Annotated in this window: 24 protein-coding genes; 9 read left to right on the plus strand and 15 right to left on the minus strand. The window is 66.6% G+C overall.

Features of this window, described 5'->3' with window-relative positions:
- Window positions 1-62: 62 nt before the first annotated feature.
- The 7 genes from proB (at window position 63) to lptG (ending at window position 8,116) form a co-directional block, all read left to right on the plus strand.
- A complete protein-coding gene (proB, locus tag GGR48_RS09525; RefSeq protein WP_183951681.1) occupies window positions 63-1,163 on the plus strand; it encodes a glutamate 5-kinase in 1,101 nt (366 codons plus the stop codon).
- Complete coding sequence (locus tag GGR48_RS09530; RefSeq protein ID WP_183951682.1) at window positions 1,160-2,056, plus strand: SDR family oxidoreductase; 897 nt, start codon at window positions 1,160-1,162, stop codon at window positions 2,054-2,056. The genes proB and GGR48_RS09530 overlap by 4 nt, the downstream gene beginning before the upstream one ends.
- A 70-nt stretch (window positions 2,057-2,126) precedes the next feature.
- Complete coding sequence (locus tag GGR48_RS09535; protein WP_007405408.1) at window positions 2,127-2,372, plus strand: acyl carrier protein; 246 nt, start codon at window positions 2,127-2,129, stop codon at window positions 2,370-2,372.
- Window positions 2,373-2,400: 28 nt separating this feature from the next.
- The gene (spt, locus tag GGR48_RS09540; protein ID WP_183951683.1) at window positions 2,401-3,663 is read left to right on the plus strand and encodes a serine palmitoyltransferase; all 1,263 of its coding nucleotides are present in this window, start codon (window positions 2,401-2,403) and stop codon (window positions 3,661-3,663) included.
- 111 nt (window positions 3,664-3,774) lie between these two features.
- Window positions 3,775-5,634: an ATP-binding protein gene (locus tag GGR48_RS09545; RefSeq protein WP_240456221.1), complete on the plus strand. Its 1,860-nt coding sequence runs from the start codon at window positions 3,775-3,777 to the stop codon at window positions 5,632-5,634.
- A 185-nt stretch (window positions 5,635-5,819) separates the two neighbouring features.
- Complete coding sequence (gene lptF, locus GGR48_RS09550) at window positions 5,820-7,019, plus strand: LPS export ABC transporter permease LptF (RefSeq protein ID WP_183951684.1); 1,200 nt, start codon at window positions 5,820-5,822, stop codon at window positions 7,017-7,019.
- On the plus strand, window positions 7,016-8,116 hold the full coding sequence (gene lptG, locus GGR48_RS09555; RefSeq protein ID WP_183951685.1) for an LPS export ABC transporter permease LptG: 1,101 nt from the start codon (window positions 7,016-7,018) through the stop codon (window positions 8,114-8,116). The genes lptF and lptG overlap by 4 nt, the downstream gene beginning before the upstream one ends.
- A 346-nt stretch (window positions 8,117-8,462) precedes the next feature.
- Here lptG and GGR48_RS09560 read toward each other — a convergent pair whose 3' ends face one another.
- Window positions 8,463-9,557, minus strand: coding sequence for a fatty acid desaturase family protein (locus tag GGR48_RS09560; protein ID WP_183951686.1), 1,095 nt, complete (start codon window positions 9,555-9,557; stop codon window positions 8,463-8,465).
- A 134-nt stretch (window positions 9,558-9,691) separates the two neighbouring features.
- On the opposite strand from GGR48_RS09560, the gene GGR48_RS09565 reads away from it, so the two are divergent.
- A complete protein-coding gene (locus GGR48_RS09565; protein WP_183951687.1) occupies window positions 9,692-10,843 on the plus strand; it encodes an N-acetyltransferase in 1,152 nt (383 codons plus the stop codon).
- A gap of 50 nt (window positions 10,844-10,893) precedes the next feature.
- Here GGR48_RS09565 and GGR48_RS09570 read toward each other — a convergent pair whose 3' ends face one another.
- From GGR48_RS09570 to GGR48_RS09605, 8 genes are all read right to left on the minus strand, one after another.
- The gene (locus tag GGR48_RS09570; protein WP_183951688.1) at window positions 10,894-11,142 is read right to left on the minus strand and encodes a hypothetical protein; all 249 of its coding nucleotides are present in this window, start codon (window positions 11,140-11,142) and stop codon (window positions 10,894-10,896) included.
- Window positions 11,143-11,164: 22 nt separating this feature from the next.
- The gene (locus GGR48_RS09575; RefSeq protein WP_183951689.1) at window positions 11,165-11,428 is read right to left on the minus strand and encodes a hypothetical protein; all 264 of its coding nucleotides are present in this window, start codon (window positions 11,426-11,428) and stop codon (window positions 11,165-11,167) included.
- Between the two features lie 364 nt (window positions 11,429-11,792).
- Entirely contained in the window at window positions 11,793-12,569 is a 777-nt protein-coding gene (gene xth, locus GGR48_RS09580; RefSeq protein WP_183951690.1) for an exodeoxyribonuclease III, read from the minus strand.
- Window position 12,570: 1 nt separating this feature from the next.
- Window positions 12,571-12,909, minus strand: coding sequence for an iron-sulfur cluster insertion protein ErpA (erpA, locus tag GGR48_RS09585; protein WP_183951691.1), 339 nt, complete (start codon window positions 12,907-12,909; stop codon window positions 12,571-12,573).
- A gap of 251 nt (window positions 12,910-13,160) precedes the next feature.
- Window positions 13,161-13,907 (minus strand): M23 family metallopeptidase, encoded by a 747-nt coding sequence (locus tag GGR48_RS09590; protein ID WP_183951692.1) that lies wholly within the window; start codon window positions 13,905-13,907, stop codon window positions 13,161-13,163.
- A gap of 87 nt (window positions 13,908-13,994) precedes the next feature.
- Window positions 13,995-14,819 (minus strand): ferritin-like domain-containing protein, encoded by an 825-nt coding sequence (locus GGR48_RS09595; RefSeq protein ID WP_183951693.1) that lies wholly within the window; start codon window positions 14,817-14,819, stop codon window positions 13,995-13,997.
- Window positions 14,816-15,271 (minus strand): peroxiredoxin, encoded by a 456-nt coding sequence (locus tag GGR48_RS09600; protein WP_183951694.1) that lies wholly within the window; start codon window positions 15,269-15,271, stop codon window positions 14,816-14,818. The genes GGR48_RS09595 and GGR48_RS09600 overlap by 4 nt, the downstream gene beginning before the upstream one ends.
- A 3-nt stretch (window positions 15,272-15,274) precedes the next feature.
- Complete coding sequence (locus GGR48_RS09605) at window positions 15,275-17,935, minus strand: bifunctional [glutamine synthetase] adenylyltransferase/[glutamine synthetase]-adenylyl-L-tyrosine phosphorylase (protein ID WP_183951695.1); 2,661 nt, start codon at window positions 17,933-17,935, stop codon at window positions 15,275-15,277.
- A gap of 111 nt (window positions 17,936-18,046) precedes the next feature.
- Between GGR48_RS09605 and GGR48_RS09610 the strand changes: the two genes are divergently transcribed.
- A complete protein-coding gene (locus GGR48_RS09610) occupies window positions 18,047-18,211 on the plus strand; it encodes a hypothetical protein (protein WP_183951696.1) in 165 nt (54 codons plus the stop codon).
- Window positions 18,212-18,215: 4 nt separating this feature from the next.
- On the opposite strand, the gene GGR48_RS09615 is transcribed toward GGR48_RS09610, so the two are convergent.
- From GGR48_RS09615 to GGR48_RS09640, 6 genes are all read right to left on the minus strand, one after another.
- On the minus strand, window positions 18,216-18,434 hold the full coding sequence (locus GGR48_RS09615) for a DUF6624 domain-containing protein (RefSeq protein ID WP_206362553.1): 219 nt from the start codon (window positions 18,432-18,434) through the stop codon (window positions 18,216-18,218).
- Window positions 18,427-19,023, minus strand: a complete 597-nt coding sequence (locus tag GGR48_RS09620; RefSeq protein WP_183951698.1) for a hypothetical protein — start codon at window positions 19,021-19,023, stop codon at window positions 18,427-18,429. The genes GGR48_RS09615 and GGR48_RS09620 overlap by 8 nt, the downstream gene beginning before the upstream one ends.
- A complete protein-coding gene (locus GGR48_RS09625; RefSeq protein ID WP_183951699.1) occupies window positions 18,960-19,244 on the minus strand; it encodes a hypothetical protein in 285 nt (94 codons plus the stop codon). The genes GGR48_RS09620 and GGR48_RS09625 overlap by 64 nt, the downstream gene beginning before the upstream one ends.
- Before the next feature lie 94 nt (window positions 19,245-19,338).
- Window positions 19,339-19,977, minus strand: a complete 639-nt coding sequence (locus GGR48_RS09630) for a sigma-70 family RNA polymerase sigma factor (RefSeq protein ID WP_183951700.1) — start codon at window positions 19,975-19,977, stop codon at window positions 19,339-19,341.
- 106 nt (window positions 19,978-20,083) lie between these two features.
- The gene (locus tag GGR48_RS09635) at window positions 20,084-20,221 is read right to left on the minus strand and encodes a hypothetical protein (protein WP_183951701.1); all 138 of its coding nucleotides are present in this window, start codon (window positions 20,219-20,221) and stop codon (window positions 20,084-20,086) included.
- Window positions 20,222-20,279: 58 nt separating this feature from the next.
- Window positions 20,280-21,080 (minus strand): response regulator, encoded by an 801-nt coding sequence (locus tag GGR48_RS09640; RefSeq protein ID WP_183951702.1) that lies wholly within the window; start codon window positions 21,078-21,080, stop codon window positions 20,280-20,282.
- Window positions 21,081-21,243: the final 163 nt, after the last annotated feature.

Here is a 21,243-nt window from a genome sequence, read left to right on the forward strand (position 1 = left end):
CGCCCCTCCCGCAAGCGGGAGGGGATGGGGGAGGGCCGCGCGTGGCTGGACCCAACCCTACAATGATCTTCCCCCCCACCACCTGCCAGCGGCTGATCGTCAAGGTCGGCTCGGCCCTCCTGGTCACACCCGAGGGCGAGGTCCGTCGCGAATGGCTGACCGGTCTCGTCGCCGACATCGCCGCGCGCGTGCGGGACGGCCAGCAGATCGCGATCGTCTCCTCGGGCGCGATCGCGCTCGGCGCGCGTCGCCTGGGCCTGCCCAAGGGCGGCCGCGCCAGCCTGGAGGATGCGCAGGCCGCCGCCGCGACCGGGCAGATCGCGCTGAGCCAGGCCTGGGCCGAACTGCTCCACGCCGAAAACCTGACCGCGGCGCAGATGCTGGTGACGCTCGACGATCTGGAGGATCGCCGCCGCTACCTGAATGCCGCGGCCACGCTGAACCGGCTGCTGGGCCTGGGTGTGGTGCCGGTCATCAACGAGAATGACAGCGTCGCCACCGAGGAAATCCGCTTCGGCGACAATGACCGGCTCGCCGCACGCGTGGGGCAAGCGGCGGGCGCGAACGGCGTGCTGCTGCTCTCCGACGTCGATGGCCTGTACGACAGCAACCCGCACACCAACCCCGATGCGCACCATATCGAGCGGGTCGAGCGAATCGACGCGGTCAGCGGCATGGCCGATGGCGGCTCCGCTTCCGGCATGGGATCGGGTGGCATGGTGTCGAAGATCGCCGCCGCGCGCATCGCGGTGAGTGCGGGCGCGCACCTGGCCATCGCCTCGGGGCGGATCGACCATCCGCTGTCGACCCCTGCCCGCCACACCATCTTCGTCGCCGAGAAGAGCGCCCCCGCCCGCAAGGCGTGGCTGGCGGGCGGCCTGACCGCGCGCGGGGCGATTCAGGTCGATGCGGGCGCGGCCAAGGCGCTGGCCGAGGGTGGCAGCCTGCTCGCGGCCGGCGCGACCGCCGTGCAGGGCCATTTCGCACGCGGCGACCTCGTCACCGTCGAGGGGCCGAACGGCACCATCGCACGGGGCCTGAGCGAATACGATTCGACCGAGGCGCGCGCGCTGATCGGCACGCGCTCGGATCAGCAGGCCGACATATTGGGTCATGCGCCGCGCGCCGCGCTGATCCATCGCAACCATCTGGCCCTGCTATGATCGTCGCCGTGACGGGAGCGACCGGCTTCGTCGGTCGCGCGGTGGTGGACCGTGCCGCTGGTGCGGGGCTGTCCTTGCGCGCGCTCACCCGCCGCGCCCAGCCGTCGCGCGCCGGCATCACCTGGATCGCGGGTGCGCTCGACAAGCCCGACAGCCTCGCCACGCTGGTCGAGGGTGCCGACGCGGTGCTCCATATCGCGGGCGTGGTCAGCGCGCCCGACCGCGACGGCTTCGTAGCGGGCAACATCGACGGCACCCGCGCGATGGTCGCGGCGGCCAAGGCGGCGGGTATCCGACGCTTCGTCCATGTCTCCTCGCTGTCGGCGCGCGAGCCCGAACTGTCCGTCTATGGCTGGTCCAAGCGCCAGGCCGAGGATGTGGTGACCGAGAGCGGCCTCGACTGGACCATCGTCCGGCCTAGCGGCATCTACGGCCCGCATGACGCCGAATGGCTCGATGTGTTCCGCACCGCCAAGCTCGGCCTCGCCTTCATGCCGCCTCCGGGCAAGCTATCACTGATCGCTGTCGAGGATTTCGCGCGGTTGCTGACGACGCTCGTCGCGACCGATGGCCCCCGCGCGGTGCTGGAGGTCGATGACGGGCAGGTGCTGACCCATGCCGAACTCGCCGCCGCCATGGGTGCAGCGGTGGGTCGGCGGGTGATGACGCTGCATCTGCCTAAAGCTCTGCTGAGCGTGGGCGCGAAGATCGATCGCAAGTTGCGGGGCAAGGGTGCCAAGCTGACCCCCGACCGGGTCGGCTATCTTTGTCACCCCGACTGGACCGCCGACCCCGCTTTGCGCCCCGACCCGGCGCTATGGGAGCCCGCCGTTCCGCTCACCAAGGGATTGGCCGACACGGCACGGTGGTATCGCGCCAACGGCTTGCTATAGCAGCGAACATATCGCGGCCGAAAAGCCGCCGCATTTGGGTGCCACTGGGCGCCCGACTGAAAGGATCATCATGAGCGACCGCCAAGCCATTTTCGACATCGTCGCGGCCCAGATCGCGCCCTTCAACAAAAAGGGTGTGGAACTGACCGAGGCGACCACCTTCCAGGGCGACCTGGAGTGGGACAGCCTGACCGTGATGGATTTCGTCGCCGCGATCGAGGACGAGTTCGACATTATCATCACGATGAACATGCAGGCGGAGATCGAGAATGTCGGCCAGCTGGTCGACGCGGTCGAAAAGCTGAAGCAAGCCTGATCCCGAAGCGCCCGAGACGGACCCTGCCATGACCGAAGCCGCCGCCCAGCCCCATGCCCTGCCCGCCGATGCGCCCGAAATCGCACCCGAGCGCGACCTGCTGTCCAAGTTCGACGGCCTGATCGCCGAGCGGCAGGCGCTGCTCGATTCCGGCGTCACCGATCCCTTCGCGATCGTGATGGAACAGGTAAAGTCGCCCACCGAGGCGGTGATCCGCGGCAAGGACACGATCCTGCTCGGCACCTACAACTATATGGGCATGACCTTCGACGCCGACGTCATCGCGGCAGGCAAGGAAGCGCTGGAGAAGTTCGGCTCGGGCACCAATGGCAGCCGGATGCTCAACGGCACCTTCCACGACCATATGGAAGTCGAACAGGCGCTGCGCGACTTCTACGGCATGACCGGCGCGATCGTGTTTTCGACCGGCTATATGGCGAACCTGGGCATCATCTCGACGCTGGCGGGCAAGGGCGAGTATGTCATTCTCGACGCCGACAGCCATGCGTCGATCTATGACGGTTGCCAGCAGGGCAATGCCGAGATCGTCCGCTTCCGCCACAATTCGGTCGAGGATCTCGACAAGCGGCTGGGCCGCCTGCCGAAGGAACCCGCCAAACTGGTCGTGCTGGAGGGCGTCTATTCCATGCTGGGCGACATCGCCCCGCTGAAGGAGATGGTCGCCGTCGCCAAGAAGCATGGCGCGATGGTGCTGGTCGACGAGGCGCATTCGATGGGCTTCTTCGGCCCCAACGGGCGCGGCGTGTACGAGGCACAGGGGCTGGAAGGCCAGGTCGATTTCATCGTCGGCACCTTCTCCAAGTCGGTCGGCACGGTCGGCGGCTTCGTCGTGTCCAACCATCCGAAGTTCGAGGCGGTGCGCCTCGCCTGCCGTCCCTATATCTTCACCGCCTCGCTGCCGCCGTCGGTCGTCGCCACCGCGACCACCTCGATCCGCAAGCTGATGACCGCGCATGACAAGCGCGAGCGGCTGTGGTCGAACGCCCGCGCGCTGCACAGCGGGCTGACGGAGCTGGGCTTCAAGCTGGGCACCGAGCATTGCTACAGCGCGATCGTCGCGGTCATCCTGGAGGATCAGGAGCAGGCGGTCATCATGTGGCAGGCGCTGCTGGACGGTGGTCTGTACGTCAACATGGCGCGCCCCCCGGCGACCCCGGCGGGCACCTATCTGCTGCGCTGTTCGATCTGCGCCGAGCATACGCCCGAACAGATCCGGACGGTGCTGGGCATGTTCCAGGCGGCGGGCAAGGCGGTCGGCGTCATCGGATAAGTCGAAGCCTGCGGCTTTGCATTGTCCGATCGTTGCGATAGCGTCGCGGGCGTGATCGAGCAGCAGGATCTGGGAGGGGTCGGCCGTTGGCGGACCTTCGCACTGATCGCGATGGCGGTGGCCGGCGCGGCGACCCTCGTCCTGCTCATCGTCACGCTGGGCCACGCCAATCACGAACGCGACCGCGCTCTCGAACTGCAAAGCCGCAGCTATGACGTGATGATCCTGGCGCGGACGCTGGCCGGCACGATCGCCCGGTCGGAGGCGTCGCTCGGCCGTTACGTCATTTCCGGCGACCGCAAGCTGGGCCAGCTCTATTCGGAGGAATGGTCGCTGGCCGGCGCGCAGCTCGACCGGCTGGACCAGCTGATCGAAAATCCGCGTCAGCAGGCCTTTGTCGACCGGCTCCGTACCGCCTATGATGCGCGCGGCGACGAACTGTCCAGCATCGCGCTATCGACCACCTATCACCGCGACCGTCAGGCCTATTCGCTATATTATGCGGCGCGGCAGGCCGATGCGCTTCTCCAGATCAACCAGACGCTCAACGCGCTGATCGGCGGCGAGCGTACCTTGCTCGAACAGCGCAGCGCGGATGCCAGCGCCACGGTGGAGCGATCCAACCGACTGGCCGGCGGGCTGGCGCTGTTCGGCGTCGCGCTGGCGATCGGCGGCATCTTCCTTGCCTGGATGATCATCCGCGCCGAAGGCGAGCGCGCCGAAGCCCGTGCCGAGGCGCATGCCGAACGCGCCCGCGCCGAGGAACTGGCCAGCGCGGTCGAGGCCGCGACCGAGGAACTGAAGGTTCAGGAAGCCAAGCTGCGCCAGGTCCAGAAGATGGACGCGCTCGGCCAGCTGACGGGTGGCATCGCGCATGATTTCAACAATATGCTGGCGGTCGTGCTGGGCGGACTCGAACTGGCGAAGCGGGCGAGCGCGCCCGAGGACACCCATCGCCATCTCGACAGCGCGACCGAGGGCGCGCATCGCGCCGCCGCGTTGACCCGCCGCCTGCTGATGTTCAGCCGCGAAGAGGCGCTGACCCCGGAAGCGCTGCATCCTCGCCAGCTGGTAACGGGCATGCGCGACCTGCTCGACCGGACGCTGGGTGACGGGGTGAAGGTGACGGTCGAGGACCGGACCAGCAACTGGACGATCTTCGGCGATCGTACCCAGATGGAAAATGCCATCCTGAACCTCGCGGTCAACGCGCGCGACGCGATGGACGGGCGCGGCGAGCTGACCATCCGTACCGCCGAGGCGCGAGTGACGCCCAACGAACTGCCCCGCGCGGGTGCGGGCGACTATGCCGTCATCTCGGTCGCCGATACCGGCGCGGGCATGACGTCGGAGGTGGCCGAGCGCGTGTTCGAGCCGTTCTTCACCACCAAGCCCGCCGGCAAGGGCACCGGCCTTGGGCTCAGCCAGATTTTCGGGCTGGTCGGCCAGATGGGCGGCGACGTCACCATCCGCACCGCGCCGGGCGCGGGCACGACCGTCCATCTCTATTTCCCGCGCCATGTCGCGGCGATGCCGGCCCCCGCCCCCGTCGAGGCGGCCGCACCCGAGGCGGTTCCGGAGGATGCGGGCGGCCTGCGCATCCTGCTGGTCGAGGATGATCCGCGCGTGCTCGCCGCGACCATGGGGGCTTTGCAGGAGCTGGGGCATGATCCGGTGCCCTGCAACGATCCGCGCGAGGCCGAAGGGCTGCTGGCGCGTCATCCCGGCATTCGCCTGATCGTGTCGGACGTGCTGATGCCGCACCAGACCGGCCCCGAACTGATCGCCAGCCTGCGTCCGCGCTATCCGGATGTCGCGGTGCTGTTCGTCACGGGCTTTGCCGGCGACGCGCAGGCGACAGGGTTCGAGGGGCATGAGGTGTTGCGCAAGCCCTTCACGCTGATGGGGCTGGAACGCGCGGTCGCGGCGGCGCTGAAGCGAGCCGAAGGGCCGGTTTGCGCGGCGGCTTGAGGTGTGGGCGTGGCCTTCGACTTCGCTCAGGCTGAACGGCTGTTGTATTGAAGGCCTGTGCCCAAACCTCCGTTCAGCCTGAGCGAAGTCGAAGGCCAAGGGAATCCTTCGCAAACAAGGGGTGACGCGCCCTGCCCCGCCTCGTATAGCCATGGCCGTTTTATCGCGCGAGTGATGTCCCCCGCATGAAATCCATCGATCGCTACATGGCCAGGCTGATCGCGTTGCCGCTGTTCGCGACGCTGATCATCGCCGCCATGCTGCTGGTGCTCGACCGCATCCGCCGCCTGTTCGAATTCGTCGCGACCGAGGGCGGGCCAATCAGCGTGGTGTGGCGGATGCTCGCCAACCTGCTGCCCGAATATCTTGGTCTCGGCATCCCGATCGGGCTGATGCTGGGCATCCTGCTCGCCTTCCGCCGGCTGGCCACTTCGTCCGAGCTGGACGTGATGCGCGGCGTCGGCATGAGCTATACGCGGCTGCTGCGCGTGCCGTACATGTACGCGATCGTGCTCGCCGCGCTGAACCTGGCGATCGTCGGCTATGTCCAGCCGGTCGCGCGCTATTATTACGAAGGGCTGCGCTACGAGCTGCGCACCGGTGCGCTGGGCGCGTCGATCAAGGTCGGCGAGTTCACCCATCTGGGCGACCGCATGACGCTACGTATCGAGGAAAGCCGCGACAATGGCCGTGACCTGTCGGGCATCTTCGTCCATGCCAATACGTCGAAGGGCGACTGGATCGGCGTGACCGCCGAGCGCGGGCGCTTCCTGGCGACCGACGATCCCAACGTCATCATCTTCCGCCTGACCAACGGCACGCTGATCCACAATCGGCCCGAATTCCGCGCGCCGCGCGTGCTGACCTTCTCCAGCCACGACCTGCCGATCGACCTGCCCAAGTTCGATAATTTCCGTCAGCGCGGCGGCCGCGACCTGGAGTTCACCCTGCCCGAGCTTGCCCGCCACGGGCAGGAGGCGCAGAGTGCGGAGGCGCGCGCCGGCAGCCGGGCCGAATTCCACTTCCGCCTGGTCGAGGTGGTGACGATGTTCCTGCTGCCGCTGCTGGCGGTATCGCTGGGCATCCCACCCAAGCGATCGACCTCGGCGCTGGGCGTGTTCCTGTCGATCGTGATGCTGGTCACCTATCACAAGGTGAACCAATATGCCGCCGACATCGGCGCGCTCGGCCGGGTCGATCCGCTGATCGCGCTATGGGTGCCGTTCGCGATCTTCGCCGGACTGGTATTCTGGATGTATTATGTCACCGCCTATGTGCCCGGTGGCCAGCCGATCGGCGTGCTGGAGCGCGGCTTCGCCAAGCTGGCCAAGCTGATCGGTCGCCTGCTGCCCGGCCGCCGCCGCAAGAAGGCCTATACCGCATGAGCCTGTCGAGCATCTTCCCGTCGCGGACCATCGCCATCTACATGGCCAAGATGTTCCTGCTGCGCACCTTCGCGATCCTGTTCGCGCTGGTCATCGTGTTGCAGGCGCTCGACATCCTGAGCGAGTCCGGATCGATCCTGGCGGCGCCCGGCAATGGCGAGGCGCAGGTGTGGCGCTATGTCTCGCTGCGCGCGCCGCAGATCATCGCCTTCATCCTCCCCTTCTCGGTGCTGCTCGGCACCATCCTGACCTTCTTCACGATGAACCAGAATTCGGAGGTCATCGCGCTGAAGGCCGCCGGCCTCTCGGCGCATCAGGTGCTGGCACCGCTGCTCGTGGCCAGCGCGGGCGTGGCGGTGCTGAGCTTCGCCTTCAACGATCGGATCGTGCCGCGCGCCACCGCGACGCTGAGCGCGTGGCAAAAGGTCGAATATGGCCCCATCCCGATCGACAGCGGCGACCGCTCCAACGTGTGGGTGCGCGACGGCGACGATCTGATCTCGGTCAATCTGGTGCAGGGGCGCGGCGGCAACACCCAGCTGGGCGGCGTGACGCTGTACGACCGCAAGGGCAGCGGCAGCCTGCAGGCGATCATCCGCGCGCCGCGTGGGCGCCGCTCGGGCGATGGTTGGCAGATCGGCCCGGCCACCCGATTCGAGGTCGCCTCGGGCAAGCTGACATCGGTTCCGTCGATGATCATCGGGCGTGGCGTGACGCCCGAACAGCTGACGCTCGCCAGCGTCAATGCCGACGGCCTGTCGTTCAAGGGGCTGTCGAACGCGATCGACGACCTGCGCGAGGCGGGGCGGCCGACCAAGACGCTGGAGGGATCGCTCTGGCACAAATTGTCCGCGCCCATGTCGGCGGTGCTGATGCCGCTGCTGGGCGCGGTCGCCGCGTTCGGCATCGCACGCTCGGGCAAGCTGTTCGTCCGCGCCGTGATCGGCATGGCGCTGGGCTTCGCCTTTTTCGTGGCGGACAATTTCTCGATGGCGATGGGCGATCTGGGTGCCTACCCGCCCTTCCTCGCCGCCTGGGCGCCGATTTTGCTGTTCCTGCTGATCGGTGAAGCGGTGCTGTTCCGGACGGAGGAGTGAGGGGGTAAACCCCGTATGCCGTTCAGCCTGAGCGTCGTCGAAGGCCGGCCTAGCCGCTGGGTTCGCCCGTGCACTTCGACTTCGCTCAGTGTGAACGGGGCTTGGGGTGCTTGGCCCGACGCCTCGAGCCCTGCCTCGCCTTCACATTCTTAGACGACTGGCTTCGGCGACCTGGTCAGACAGAACGGGTATGGAAGGTATGGGATATGGGTTGGCGATTTGACGCCCGCCCCGAACACCACCTTCCGTTCGCACTGAGCGAAGTCGAAGTGCACGCCCCGGACATCGCCTCTTGGCGGACCGAGTCCCGTGGCCTTCGACTACGCTCAGGCTGAACGGAGGTAGTTCACTTCCCCCGACGGATCGTGCTCAGGCCGATCTTGGCGACCAGCCCCGGCAGGCCCTTGTAGCTCGCCTTGTGATAGGGCGATTCCGGCGTCACCGCCGCGCTGATCCGGCGATGCGCCTCGCCCAGCGCATGATAGGGCAGCGACGGCAGCAGATGGTGGAGCGCATGATAGCGCAGGCCCACCGGCGCCCACAGACCCGGCAGCAGCGAGGGCGGCGGGACGTTGACCGAGTCGAGATACTGCGCGGTCACCGTCATCGGCTCGCCGTCATTCTCCCAGAGATGCGCGACCAGCGTGCGAACCTGGTTTAGCACCGCGACGGCCGACCCGATCGCGAAGCCGATCGCGAAACCGCGCAGCGGGATGACGCCGGTCGCGACCATCGCCACCAGTGCCATCGCCCAGATCGAGGCGGCCGCATCGGTGCGGTTGAACAGCGTCAGTGCCTCGCCCTCGGGCATGCGGCGACGAAATTGCGGATTGATCGCCAGCGCCGAATAGCGCTCGACCACGATCTTGCGCAGACCCGGCACCACCCAGGACAAGGGCGACAGGATCGCGAACCGGATCAGCAGACCGAGCGGCGCCAGCGCCGACACCAGGATGAACACCGGCAGCGTCCATGGCTTCATCAGCGCCAGCGGCAGATATTCGGGATCGTCGGCGGTGCCGTAGCGCGTCTTGGCATGGTGCAGATTGTGCACGCCCTCATACATGAAGGCCGGTGTCAGCAGCGGCACGCCGACCAGCGCGTTCCAGCCGGTGCGGAAGCCCGGCAGCGCCGAATGCTTCATATGGCTGATCTCATGGATGAACAGCAGCGCGCGGTACAGCGCCAGCACCGACACGACCGACGCCGCGACGATCACGCCCGTGGACCCCGCCGTCACCGCGACGCCGAGCGCGGCATAGCCGAGCAGCGCGCTACCCACCATGTCCGCCCAATAGAGGCGCGGCCGCGGCGCGATCAGGTCGCGCGTCATCTCGGCGGCGGCACGCAACATCGCCTTGTCGTCCGCAATCGGGACGCGCGCCGCCGGGGCCGCATGGCCCGCCGTCGGGCCGGTTCGGAAAGAAAGCGTCGATTCCATAGGGCTATCCTTTGCTCCCACATAGTGGCGACACGGTGGCATTCCCACGGCCGGGGATGACGGAATCCTCACTCGCTATGATCGACCAAGCCGGTTAGGACGGGGCCATACATCTTTCCCGGACGCGATCACCCATGGCCCTTTCCATTCGCCCCGTCGCCGGCAAGCGCGACCGCAAGACCTTCGTCGACTTCCCCTTCTCGCTCTATGCCGACGATCCGCACTGGGTCCCGCCGCTGAAGGGCGAAGCGCTGGGCCTAATCACGCCGGAGAAGAATGGCTGGTACAGCCATGCCAAGGCGCAGCTGTTCCTGGCGGAGGAGAATGGCACGGTCGTCGGGCGCATTTCGGCGCATCTTGATACGCTGGCGCTGGAAATGGACCCGTCCAAGGGCTTCGGTCCGGGCACCGGTTTCTGGGGCCTGATGGACGCCACGCGCGAGGACGTGTTCCGCGCGCTGCTCGCCAAGGCCGAGGGCTGGCTGCGCGAACAGGGCATGACCCGCGCGATCGGTCCGGTCTCGCAATCGGTGTGGGAAGAGCCTGGCCTGCTGGTCCAGGGCTTCGATCAGGACCCGACGATCATGATGGGCCATGCGCGCCCCGAATATCAGGGCTGGATCGAGGCGGCCGGCTATTCGACGATCAAGCAGCTCTTCACCTATGAGCTGGACATCACGCAGGAATTCCCGCCGATCGTCCAGCGCATCATCAAGTCGGGGGAGAAGAACGAGCGCATCCGCGTGCGCGAGGTGAACAAGGCCAAGTTCGAGGAAGAGGCCGCGATCATCCTGAGCATCCTGAACGATGCCTGGTCCGATAACTGGGGCTTCATCCCGCTGACCCCGCCCGAGATCAAGGATGTTGGCGTCAAGCTGAAGCCGATCGTGTTCAACGACCTGATCCGCATCGCCGAACTGGACGGCAAGCCGGTCGCCTTCATGATCACCCTTCCCGACCTGAACGAGGCGATCAAGCCGTTAAAGGGCAGCCTGCTGCCCTTCGGCTGGGCCAAGCTGCTGCTCTGGCTGCGCGCGCCCAAGGTGCGGACGATGCGCGTGCCGCTGATGGGCGTGGTCAAGGAATTGCAGTCGTCGCGCATGGCCAGCCAGCTGGCCTTCATGATGATCGAATATATCCGCCGCGCCTCGGTCACCAAATATGGCGCATCGCGCGGAGAAATCGGCTGGATTCTCGACGACAATCAGGGAATGCGCTCGATCGCCGAGACGATCAACAGCCGGGTCAACAAGACCTACAACGTCTATGCGCGCGATCTGACCTGATGACCCTCACGGGCGGGGCCGCCATAGTGCGGCCCCTGCCCTGTCGGCCCTCACTTCTTCTTCTGGTTGAGATAGTCGAGCGGATCGATATTGCGCCACAGCCACTGGGCGCGCGTCCGGCAGACCTTGCCGCGCAGAATGTGGTCCTCCTCGACATCGTTGAAGCAATAGCGGACCGGCTTGGTCTTGGCCGGGGCGACGGTCGCGACCGCCGCTGTCATGGTGGCGGGCTTGGCCTCGCCATCGCGGGGCAGAGCGACCGGCTGGCTGAGGGCGGCGAGCATGGCGATGAACATCATGGCGTGTCTCCTGTCCTGCGGCTCAGTTGCGCTTGATCTTGCCGGTCGGCACCGCGCCATCGCGCGCGATCCATTCGTCGGCGGTGTGGCAGACCTTCACCGGGATACGCGAACCGGTCAGCCGGTCGACGACGCACAGCCGCGTGGCGGGCGGCAGGCTGGCGATGACGCTGGCAGCATCGACGAAGCGGCCGGCCTGGGGCTGCGGCGCCACCGGGGCGGCGGCCGTCGCCGGGTCCGGCGCGGCGGAGGAAAGGGTCGAGGCGATCAGCAGCGAAATCAGCATGGTGGTAACTCCCTTTTGCGTCGGAGCGTGTCCGACAGGTGCGTTACTGCATTAGTCATGCCATACAGTTAGGACGCTGTATTTGCGTTGTTTTCACTTTTTAGAGGGTGGTGAGATCACCCAACCATTGGGTTGTTGCGCCAATGATGGGTGAATGACCCGAACGGCCGGGCTACCAACGACGGCATTTTTCAATGCCGTGGAGGTTTCAGACCTGAGGTCGGATATTGAATCGGCGCTCCAAAGCCCCTCCCCTTCAGGGGAGGGGTTGGGGTGGGGCCTATCGACGAAACCTGCACCCGTGGAAGCGCCCCACCCCCGGCCCCTCCCCTAAAGGGGAGGGATGAGTACACGCCTAAGCCCCTCAGGCGTCGCGCAATTTCACCCAGGTTGGAGCATGGTCGCTGGCCTTTTCCCGCCCGCGATAGCTTTTGTCGACGCCGGCATCGACCAGCCGGTCCGCCGCCTGCGGGCTGAGCAGCAGGTGATCGATCCGGAACCCGGCATCACGCTGCCACGAGCCGGCCTGGTAGTCCCAGAAGGTCCACACCCCGCCCTTGGGCGCGCGGGTGCGCAGCGAGTCGGTCCACCCCTGCGCCAGCAGCCGGCGATAAGCCTGACGGCTCTCGGGCTGCATCAGTGCATCGCTGGCCATGGCGGGCACCGAGAAGGTATCGTCGTCATTGGGGATAACGTTATAGTCGCCCGCCAGCACCGCCGGCACTTCCTCCGCGAGCAATTCGCGTGCCCGCGCCGCCAACCGCTCCATCCAGCGCAGCTTGTAATCGAATTTCGGCCCTGGGCGCGGATTGCCATTGGGCAGGTAGAGCGAGGCGACGACCAGGCCGTTGACCTCACATTCGAGATAGCGGCTATGCTCGTCTTCGACCTCGCCGGCGAGGCCTCGCTGCCGCTCGACCGGCTGGGTGCCCCGCGCCAGCACCGCGACGCCGTTCCAGCTCTTCTGGCCGTGCCAGACGACGCCGTACCCCGCCGCCTCGATGTCCGCCACCGGGAAGGTCTCGTCACTGGTCTTCAACTCCTGAAGACAGACGATATCGGCATCCGCCTCCGCCAGATATTCGAGCAGGCGCGGCAGACGGGCCTTGATCCCGTTGATGTTGTAGGTGGTGATCTTCACGTCAGACCGCGAAGCTGGTGCCGCAACCGCAGCCCGAAGCCGCGTTGGGATTGGTCACGCGGAAGGCAGCGCCGCCCAGCGATTCGACATAATCGACCTGCGCGCCGCGGACGAGGTCCAGGCTGATGCTGTCGACGACCAGCCGGACGCCATCGGTCTCGGCGATCATGTCGTCATCGGCGGGCGTGTCGGCCAACCCGAATTTATATTGAAAGCCCGAACAGCCGCCGCCTTCGACCGAGAGACGCAGGATGGCGGGCTTGTTCTGCCGCTCGGCGATCGCCGCGACGCGAGCCGCAGCGGCCGGGGTCAGCGCGATTTCGGAAATGCTGGTGGCCATATGGCTCAGATAGGCGCGGGCGCGGCGGGCGGCAATCCCATGGGGCAGCGCTGGGACGGATCGACATTCCGTCCATTCCGCCCCTGCAAGGGGAGCTGGGACTATTCGAATGATGGTGGAGGGGTGTCCCCGATCACGCGGAAGCGATCCCATTCCGTAGACCGGCATACCCCTCCGTCAGGCCTGCGGCCTGCCCCCCTTTCAGGGGAGGAATGAGAGGAATGTCGATCCGGCCGGGATCGGTGCCGCGATCAGTCCTGCGCGGCGGGACCGTCGGTCGATACCGGGATCTGGTGGATGCTGTGGTCCTGCGACGCCATCAGATAGTCGCCGGTGGTCAGGAACGGCACGGGATTGACGGCATGGCCGTCCATGCGGACCTCATAATGGAGGTGCGAGCCGGTCGAACGGCCGGTCGAACCCATCAGCGCGATCAGCTGGCCGCGCGTCACCTTGGCGCCATCGGCCACCAGCAGCTTCGACAGATGGCCATAGCGGGTCGCGATGCCCTTGCCATGGTTGATCTCGACCAGGTTGCCATAGCCGCCCTGCCAGCCCGAATGGCTGACGATGCCGTCGGCGGTGGCGTAGATGGGGGTGCCGATGGGGCCGGGGATGTCGACACCGGCATGCATCGCGGCGGTGCCGCGGAACGGGTCGGAGCGGATGCCGAAATTGCTGGTGAACTGGAGCTTGTCGACCGGCTGGACCGAGGGAATGGCGATCACGCCCTTCTGCACCCCGTCCATCTTCTTCCAACTTTGGAACAGCGTGCGGAACTGCTGGTCGGCGCGGAAGTCGGCGGATGCCTCGGTGCTGCTGGCGGGGATGAATTCGCCGCCGACCGCTGCCGAGCCCTGATGCGGCGCCTTGGGGGCCGGTGCGGGTGAGGAGGCGGCGAATGCGCCCTGCGTGCCCAGGCCGATAATGGCGGTGGTGAAACAGAGAGTCCGAAGACGCGAGGCAATCGATTTACCCGAAATCACAAGCTGCTTCATCGAACCCCGACACCTTGCTGCCAAGCGCCCCCACAGTCGGGATTGCCGGCCTTCGTCCATCCAATCCTGTTTCGCAGCCCCACCGCGTTACAGACGCTCAGCTTGTGCCTGTTCGGGTTCCATGTCGGCAAGAGGCGCATAGAAGTCTCGCGTCAGACCGGCTGTCGCGCGCGCCGAGTCGTTCAACGGTGGCTTAACGACGCCCCGGAAATGGCGGCGGACCAGCATCCGCCACTGTTCCGCCGGGTCGATGTCCTGCCCGGCGGCCAGATAGCCGAACCATTTCGCGCCGAATCCGACATGGCGAATCTCGTCGGTATAGATGCGGTGGAGGATGCGCGCCGAGGCTTCGTCGCCCCCCGCCTTGAAGCGGGCCACCGTCTCCGGCGTCACGTCCAGCCCGCGCGCCTCCAGCACCATCGGCACGACGGCCAGCCGCGCCATGGCGTCATGCGCGGTTTCCTCCGCCGCTTCCCATAGGCCGGCATGGGCGGGCAACTCGCCATAACCCGACCCCAGTGTGCGCAGCCGCCGGTGGAGCACGGCGAAATGCATCGCCTCATCGGCGCCGACCGAAATCCAGTCGTCGACGAAGGTGCGCGGGAATTGCGCGCCGAACCGCCCGGCGGCATCGAAGGCCAGGTCGATCGCGGCGAACTCGATATGCGCCAGCGCATGGAGGAGCGCGATCCGTCCCTTTTCCGATCCCCCGCGTCCGCGCTTGGGCATGCGATTAGGGGGCAGCAATTCGGGACGCGCGGGCCGTCCCGGCGCATCGGGCATGGCCGTGTCGAATTCATGCGCCAGCGTGCCACGCCGCCAGGCGCGCGCGACCGCCCGCGCCCGCCGGACCTTGGTCAGCGGATCGCTCTCGCGCAGAACGTCCGCGCAGGCCTGGGCGATCGTCGTCAAAGCGTGCGCGCCGCCTCCAGCACGGCCTGCGCATGGCCGGGCACCTTCACCTTGCGCCAACTGGTCGCCAACCGGCCTTCGCGATCGAACAGGAAGGTCGCGCGCTCGATGCCCATATAGGTCTTGCCGTACAGCTTCTTCTCGCCCCAGACGCCGAACGCCTCGCACGCCGCACCATCCTCGTCGCTGGCGAGCTCGACCGTCAGGTCATATTTCGCCGCGAACTTCTGATGCCTGGCGGGGCTGTCCTTGGAGATGCCGATGACCCGCACGCCCGCCGCGCGGAAATCGGTGGCCAGCGCGGTGAAGTCCTGTGCCTCGCGCGTGCAGCCGCTGGTGTCGTCCTTGGGGTAGAAATAGACGACGAGCGGCCCCGCCAGATCGCCGAGCGCCAGCGCGCCGCCATCCGGGGTCGTCACCGTCACCGCCGGGATCGCATCACCCTGTTCCATCGCTCACTCTCCTTGCCAGACCCGCGTCACCTCCTGCCGCGTCGCTTCCAGCGTTTCAACCACCGCGTCCCAGTCGGCCACGCCCATGGCGCGTGCGATCAGCGGGCGGGTGGCCGGTGCCGGCTCCTGCCCATCGGGAATCAGCAGGCGGAAGGCGACGAGCGCACGGGTCAGCACGTCATGCGCCTGCACCATGCCAGCGGGCATCAGCCCTCGCTCGACCAGCCGCGCGATGGCGCGCCCCAGATCGGGGTCGAACCCGGTCCGCGCGATCAGCTGGGTCCGGTGCACCGCGAACTCCAGATCGACCAGACCACCGGGCAGCAGCTTGACGTCGAGCGGCCCCTGCGGCGGCTTATGCCGCGCCATCTCGGCCCGCATCTCGCCTGCTTCGGTCGCGATGTCGCGGGGCGGGCGGGCGCCGTCCAGCACCTCGGCGATGATCGCGGTGACCGAGGCGCGCGCTCCCTCCGATCCGAAGACCGGCCGTGCGCGGGTGAGTGCCATATGCTCCCAGGTCCAGGCATCTTCGCGTTGATAACGTGCGAAACTCTCGATCGACACGACCAGCGGCCCCTGCGTGCCCGAGGGACGCAACCGGGTGTCGACCGGATAGAGCGGCCCCGCCTGGGTCGGCACCGACAGCGCCGCCGTCACCCGCTGCGCCAGACGATTATAGTAAAGCGTCGCGCCGAGCGGCTTGGGGCCATCGGACTCGGCCGCAAAATCGCCGGTGAAAAGATAGACGAGGTCGAGGTCGGAGGCATGGGTCAGCGCCGCGCCGCCCATCCGGCCGAGCGCCAGGATGATCAGCTCACTGTCCGGCACTCGGCCATGCGCGGCGGTGAATTCATCGACCGTCGCCTGCGCCAGCACGCCGATCGCCGCCTCCGCCACCCGCGCATAGCCACCCGCCACCTCCAGCGGATCGGCGCGCCCCGCCACGATCTGCGCGCCCAGCGCGAAGCGGAGTTCGCCGACCACCCGGCGGACATGGTCCAGCCGGTCCTGATAATCCTGCCCCGCCTCGCCGCCGCGCATCGCCCGCTCGAGGAAGCGGACCGCCGGCAAGGGCTCGAAGGCCGAAGCGTCGATCAACCCGTCGAGCAGCGCCGGACGCCTTGCCAGTTCGGCGGCCAGTGGCGCGGCGTGGCTGAGGATCGCGACCGTCAGATGCGCCAGTGCGGGCCGCGCTTCCAGCAGGCGGAAGATGTTGATCGCACTCGTGATCCGCTCGAACAGCGAATCGAGCTTCAGCAGCGCGGCATCGGGATCGGGGGCCTCCCCCAACGCCTCGACCAGGGTCGGCAGGACGGCATCCAGCGCCTCGCGCGCCGCCGCGCTGCGCAGCGCGGGGTAATCGCCGCCACGCCAGGCCGCGATCCGCCGCGCCGCCGCCTCGATGTCTCGCAGCCCCGCCGCCTCCAGTCGCGCGTGGAGCAACACCGGATCATGCGGCAGGCGCGGCCGCTCATCGGCGTCGAGCGCGTCATAAAGGCGGCCGACCTGTTCGGTCACCGGTGCCAGCATCGCCACCAGCGCCGCGCCGTCCGCCATCCCGTGCAGATGCGCCACCCGGTTCAGCCCGTCGCCCTTGGGCAGTTGGTGAGTCTGGCGATCGTCGATCATCTGCACCCGGTGCTCGATGGTGCGCAGCGTCTCATAGGCCGCGCAGAGCGCCGCCGCGTCGCCCGCATCGATCCGCCCGGCCTCGGCCAGCCGGGTCAGCGCGTCGCGTGTCGCCGGCACCCGTAGCGCCGGGTCACGGCCGCCATGGATCAGCTGGTGGATTTGCGCGAAGAACTCGATCTCGCGAATGCCGCCGCGCCCGCGCTTCAGATCATAGCCCGGCCCCAGCGCCTGGCCCTGTGCATGATGGTCGCGGATACGCCGGGTCAGGTCGCGGATTTCGCCGACCGCGCCGAAGTCGAGCGCACGTCGCCAGACGAAAGGCCGGATCGCATCGAGGAACCGCTGTCCCAGCGCCATATCCCCCGCGGCCGCGCGCGCCTTGATGAAGGCCGCGCGCTCCCAGGTCAGCGCCTGGCTCTCATAATAGGCGATCGCGCCTTCGACGGGAATCGCGATCGGCGTCGCCTCGGGCGAGGGCCGCAGCCGCAGGTCGACGCGCAGCACATAGCCCTCCCCATCGCGCGCCTGGAGCAGTTCGACCACCCGCTTGCCGATCCGCACCGCCGCTTCCTCGGGCTCCTCGCGCGGACGGCGCGGCAAGGTCAGCGGATCGAAGATCAGGATGGGATCGATGTCCGAGGAATAGTTCAGCTCGCGACTGCCCTGCTTGCCCAGCGCGATCGCGGCGAAGCCGACCGGCTCGGCATCGGGCGTGCGCTCCAAAATCGCGGCGCGGATCGCCCGGTCGAGCGCGGCATCGGCGAAGTCGGTCAGCCGCCGCGTCACCGCCGTCAGGTCATAGACCCCCGACAAATCCCCGAGCGCAACCGTCAACGCCAAGGCCCGCCGCTCGCGTCGCAGGGCCATGCCCGCCGGCAGATTGGGGTCGAGCAGCGGCGGATCGGGCAAGCGCCCCTCCCGCGCCGCCGCCTCGATCCCCGGCTCCCGGTCGAGCAGCATCCCCAGGAAAGGCGAATAGGCGCGCGCGCGGGTGACGGCGTCGATCAGGGCGGTAGGGGGCGTGGCGATCATTGCCCATTCCTAATCGGCCGACGCGCGCAGGACAAAGGCTTTAGAAAGGCTTAATACCACCGCTTCATAATTTTAGAAACTTGTCAATCCCTCACCCGTTATAGAAACATGATGAGCACCGAACACGGCAACAGCGACGTCCATATCGTCCGCGCGCCACAGCGTACGGACGATATCGGCTGCGCGCTGCGTTCGGCGTTCTCGCGCCCGCTACGGCTGCCCGATCAATGGGTGAAGTTGCTGGCACGACTGGATCGGCGGTCGCACCGACTTTGAACGATTATAGCCGCTGGCCGGGTGGGCAACGGTCATAGCTTTTATCCATCCCTGCCAGATAGCCTGCCACGGGTGAAAGACCGACTTCTGCACGCAAACGGTCCACCGTCTTTTCATCCTCAAGCGGCTGATACACTCGCTGGCCGTTATCGCACATCGCTTGGGTCGCATAACGCTGCTTGCCAGTGATCTTCAGCATCACACGGTCGTAGAGATTAGGCATAGTCCCCCTTCGACACTTCGCCGCTCGGGACGAGCGGCTCCTTGGCGCGAAGCACACGGAGCTGGAACGCCGGGTCGGCATCGGCATGTTGGACCAACAGCCAAGCCTGACGGGCCGCATCGTCGCCAACCTCCGAACGCTTCGGCCACCCCTGAACGGCGAAGATGGTCTTGAGCCATTCGGTGTTTCTGAAATCCTCAACCCGTCGTGCCGTCATCAGGCGCGACAGGATGATCGCCTTTACCGGCTCGGGAACGGCGGGTGCGTTGGCCATGCTACCCGACCCCCACGTGGCGGAGTAGCGCAGCATCTGCTCACCCATCGGGCGCGCCATCAGCAGATCGTGAAGCTTGGCTGTTCTGGAAGCACCAATCTCCTTGGCCGCCTCCACCGCGATCAAATAGGTGTCCGCGATCGACACGGCCGTTTCGAGCGAGTGCCGGAAGGCAGCGAAACTCGACCAATGCGAGGTGTCGAGCGCCGAGGCCACCTGCGCGTAGACGAAGTCGCCGACAGGCGCACCGGTCAATTGGGGATGAGCAACGCCGAGCCCGCAAAGTTCTGTACGCGTCTTGGCAAGGGCATCCATATAGGAGCTTTCAGCCAATCCCGCACCTGCTTATCCTGTGCCTTTTCTTCGGGCGTCGCATCCGGGAAACGCCCCTTCATCCATTTGTAATCGCCCGGATCAAAGCGATCCCCCTTGATATAGGGCTTCAGGACGTCCGGGATCGGCGGCGTGGCCGCTGTCAGCAGAAAAACAGAAAAGATCAGAGCCAGTGTGCGCACGACCGGACCGGACAAGGTCACGCAAACCCTGTCAAGCCGAACACCTCCGACACAAAAAAGCCGCCCCGGTGGAAATCGGGACGGCCGTTCGTGAGGATAAAGGATGCGAGAGCGCTTACCGCCCGCCGCTCAACTGGTCGACATCGCCCATGATACTGTCCAGCGCGGTCTTGCTGCTGTCCGTTTCGTGCAGACGGCGCGAGGGCAGCGAACCCTCGGTCAGGATCGCCTCCAGCGCGACGCGGCCGCGTGCGACGCGGCTCTTGATCGTGCCCACCGCGACATTGCATATTTCGGCGGCTTCCTCATAGGCGAAGCCGCCGGCGCCCACCAGGATCAGTGCCTCGCGCTGCGGCTGGGGCAGATGCATCAGCGCACGCTGCATATCGCCGAGCTCGACATGGCGGTCTTGGCTGGCGGGGGCCGCCAGGATGCGGTCAGCGACCAGATCGTCCCACTCGCCCTTGAAGCGCGCGCGGCGCATCTGCGAGAGATAGAGGTTGCGCAGGATGATGAAGGTCCAGGCGCGCATATTGGTGCCCGCCTGAAAGCGCTTGCGCGCCGCCCAGGCCTTCAGCAGCGTTTCCTGAACCAGATCGTCGGCCAGATCCCGGCTGCCCGACAGCGAGCGGCCAAAGGCGCGAAGATGGGGAATGACACGCGCCAGCTCGGACTTGAACTCGGAATCGGGCAGGGCGATGTGCTCGACGGGTGCGTCGGCCTCGATTTCGTCCCGCGTCAGTGGCTGCGTCATGAAAATCCGATCGTCGGAGTCGACCGTCCCGGCGGTCGGCTCAAAATGTAAGACGGCTGAATGGCATTGGCCAGCCAAGCCCGAGATTTATTCAAGGCTCCCTGGGTCAGCGCAGCACCAGATAGGCAAAGATCACGATCACCAGCACCAACGATATGGGCAGGATGTACCGCGTGACGTGCGGCGTCGATCCTGCCCGGGCGTCCTGCTTGCTGACATGGATGGGTTTCTGGGGATCAACCATGTCAGCCTAACGCCTCCAAACCGTTTTGGGTCCGTAACCGAAATTCTTTTGCCCGTGCTTACTCCGCCGGGACCGTGCTCTGATCGAAGAACAGCGCCTGGCTGATCGCCGCCTTCACCGTCGACCGCTGGAACGGCTTGGTGATCAGGAAGGTCGGCTCGGGCCGCTCGCCGGTCAGCAGACGCTCGGGGAAGGCGGTGATGAAGATCACCGGCACCTCGAACTCGGCCAGGATGTCCTTGACCGCGTCGATGCCTGAGCTGTCGTCGGCCAGCTGGATGTCGGCGAGCACCAGCCCCGGACGATCCTCCATCGCCAGCGCGACGGCCTCGTCGCGGGTCACGGCGACGCCGGTCACTTCATGGCCCAGGTCGCGCACGATCGTCTCGATATCCATCGCGATGATCGGCTCGTCCTCGATGATCAGCACGCGCGCACGGGTCTGCTTCTCGATTTCGGCCAGCGCCTCGGAGACGAGATTCTCGACCTCGCTCGGCTCGACGTCGATCAGATAGGCCGCGTCCTCGGGCGTGAAGCCCTCCATCGCGGTCAGCAGCAACGCCTGGCGCGACAGCGGCGTCATCCGGGCGAGACGCGCGCGCGCCACGCCTTCGTTGCCGTCGGCATCGACACCGTCATTGTCCAGTTCGTCATAATTGGCCGACGACCAGATGCCCTGGAACATGCGGTACAGGCCAAGACGCGGATCGACGTCGCGCGGGAACTGGTCCGGCGCCGCGACGATCGCCTCCAGCGTCGCGCGAACATATTTGTCGCCGTGCATCTGGCTGCCGGTCAGGGCCCGGCCATAGCGCCGCAGAAAGGGAAGATGGGGCGCAAGCTGCTGTCCAAGCGACATGGGTAATAATCACTCCCTGAGGTGTTCGCGGGTACTCATGTGCTGGGCCCCGCAGCCGTTTTCAATGCCGTTACCGGAAATCCCGAATGCGGCGCCGTGAGCGATCACACCCATATGGAATTTTCGTATCTCTGCGGGAACCAACAAGATCGAATTTGGTTTC

The organism is Sphingomonas pseudosanguinis, assembly GCF_014196255.1.
Taxonomy (GTDB): domain Bacteria; phylum Pseudomonadota; class Alphaproteobacteria; order Sphingomonadales; family Sphingomonadaceae; genus Sphingomonas; species Sphingomonas pseudosanguinis.

Coding starts and splice junctions, on each gene's coding strand:
- proB (WP_183951681.1), top strand. CDS start 63: ATGATCTTCCCCCCCACCACCTGCCAGCGGCTGATCGTCAAGGTCGGC.
- GGR48_RS09530 (WP_183951682.1), top strand. CDS start 1,160: ATGATCGTCGCCGTGACGGGAGCGACCGGCTTCGTCGGTCGCGCGGTG.
- GGR48_RS09535 (WP_007405408.1), top strand. CDS start 2,127: ATGAGCGACCGCCAAGCCATTTTCGACATCGTCGCGGCCCAGATCGCG.
- spt (WP_183951683.1), top strand. CDS start 2,401: ATGACCGAAGCCGCCGCCCAGCCCCATGCCCTGCCCGCCGATGCGCCC.
- GGR48_RS09545 (WP_240456221.1), top strand. CDS start 3,775: ATGGCGGTGGCCGGCGCGGCGACCCTCGTCCTGCTCATCGTCACGCTG.
- lptF (WP_183951684.1), top strand. CDS start 5,820: ATGAAATCCATCGATCGCTACATGGCCAGGCTGATCGCGTTGCCGCTG.
- lptG (WP_183951685.1), top strand. CDS start 7,016: ATGAGCCTGTCGAGCATCTTCCCGTCGCGGACCATCGCCATCTACATG.
- GGR48_RS09560 (WP_183951686.1), bottom strand. CDS start 9,557: ATGGAATCGACGCTTTCTTTCCGAACCGGCCCGACGGCGGGCCATGCG.
- GGR48_RS09565 (WP_183951687.1), top strand. CDS start 9,692: ATGGCCCTTTCCATTCGCCCCGTCGCCGGCAAGCGCGACCGCAAGACC.
- GGR48_RS09570 (WP_183951688.1), bottom strand. CDS start 11,142: ATGATGTTCATCGCCATGCTCGCCGCCCTCAGCCAGCCGGTCGCTCTG.
- GGR48_RS09575 (WP_183951689.1), bottom strand. CDS start 11,428: ATGCTGATTTCGCTGCTGATCGCCTCGACCCTTTCCTCCGCCGCGCCG.
- erpA (WP_183951691.1), bottom strand. CDS start 12,909: ATGGCCACCAGCATTTCCGAAATCGCGCTGACCCCGGCCGCTGCGGCT.
- GGR48_RS09590 (WP_183951692.1), bottom strand. CDS start 13,907: ATGAAGCAGCTTGTGATTTCGGGTAAATCGATTGCCTCGCGTCTTCGG.
- GGR48_RS09600 (WP_183951694.1), bottom strand. CDS start 15,271: ATGGAACAGGGTGATGCGATCCCGGCGGTGACGGTGACGACCCCGGAT.
- GGR48_RS09605 (WP_183951695.1), bottom strand. CDS start 17,935: ATGATCGCCACGCCCCCTACCGCCCTGATCGACGCCGTCACCCGCGCG.
- GGR48_RS09610 (WP_183951696.1), top strand. CDS start 18,047: ATGAGCACCGAACACGGCAACAGCGACGTCCATATCGTCCGCGCGCCA.
- GGR48_RS09615 (WP_206362553.1), bottom strand. CDS start 18,434: ATGCCTAATCTCTACGACCGTGTGATGCTGAAGATCACTGGCAAGCAG.
- GGR48_RS09620 (WP_183951698.1), bottom strand. CDS start 19,023: ATGGATGCCCTTGCCAAGACGCGTACAGAACTTTGCGGGCTCGGCGTT.
- GGR48_RS09630 (WP_183951700.1), bottom strand. CDS start 19,977: ATGACGCAGCCACTGACGCGGGACGAAATCGAGGCCGACGCACCCGTC.
- GGR48_RS09635 (WP_183951701.1), bottom strand. CDS start 20,221: ATGGTTGATCCCCAGAAACCCATCCATGTCAGCAAGCAGGACGCCCGG.
- GGR48_RS09640 (WP_183951702.1), bottom strand. CDS start 21,080: ATGTCGCTTGGACAGCAGCTTGCGCCCCATCTTCCCTTTCTGCGGCGC.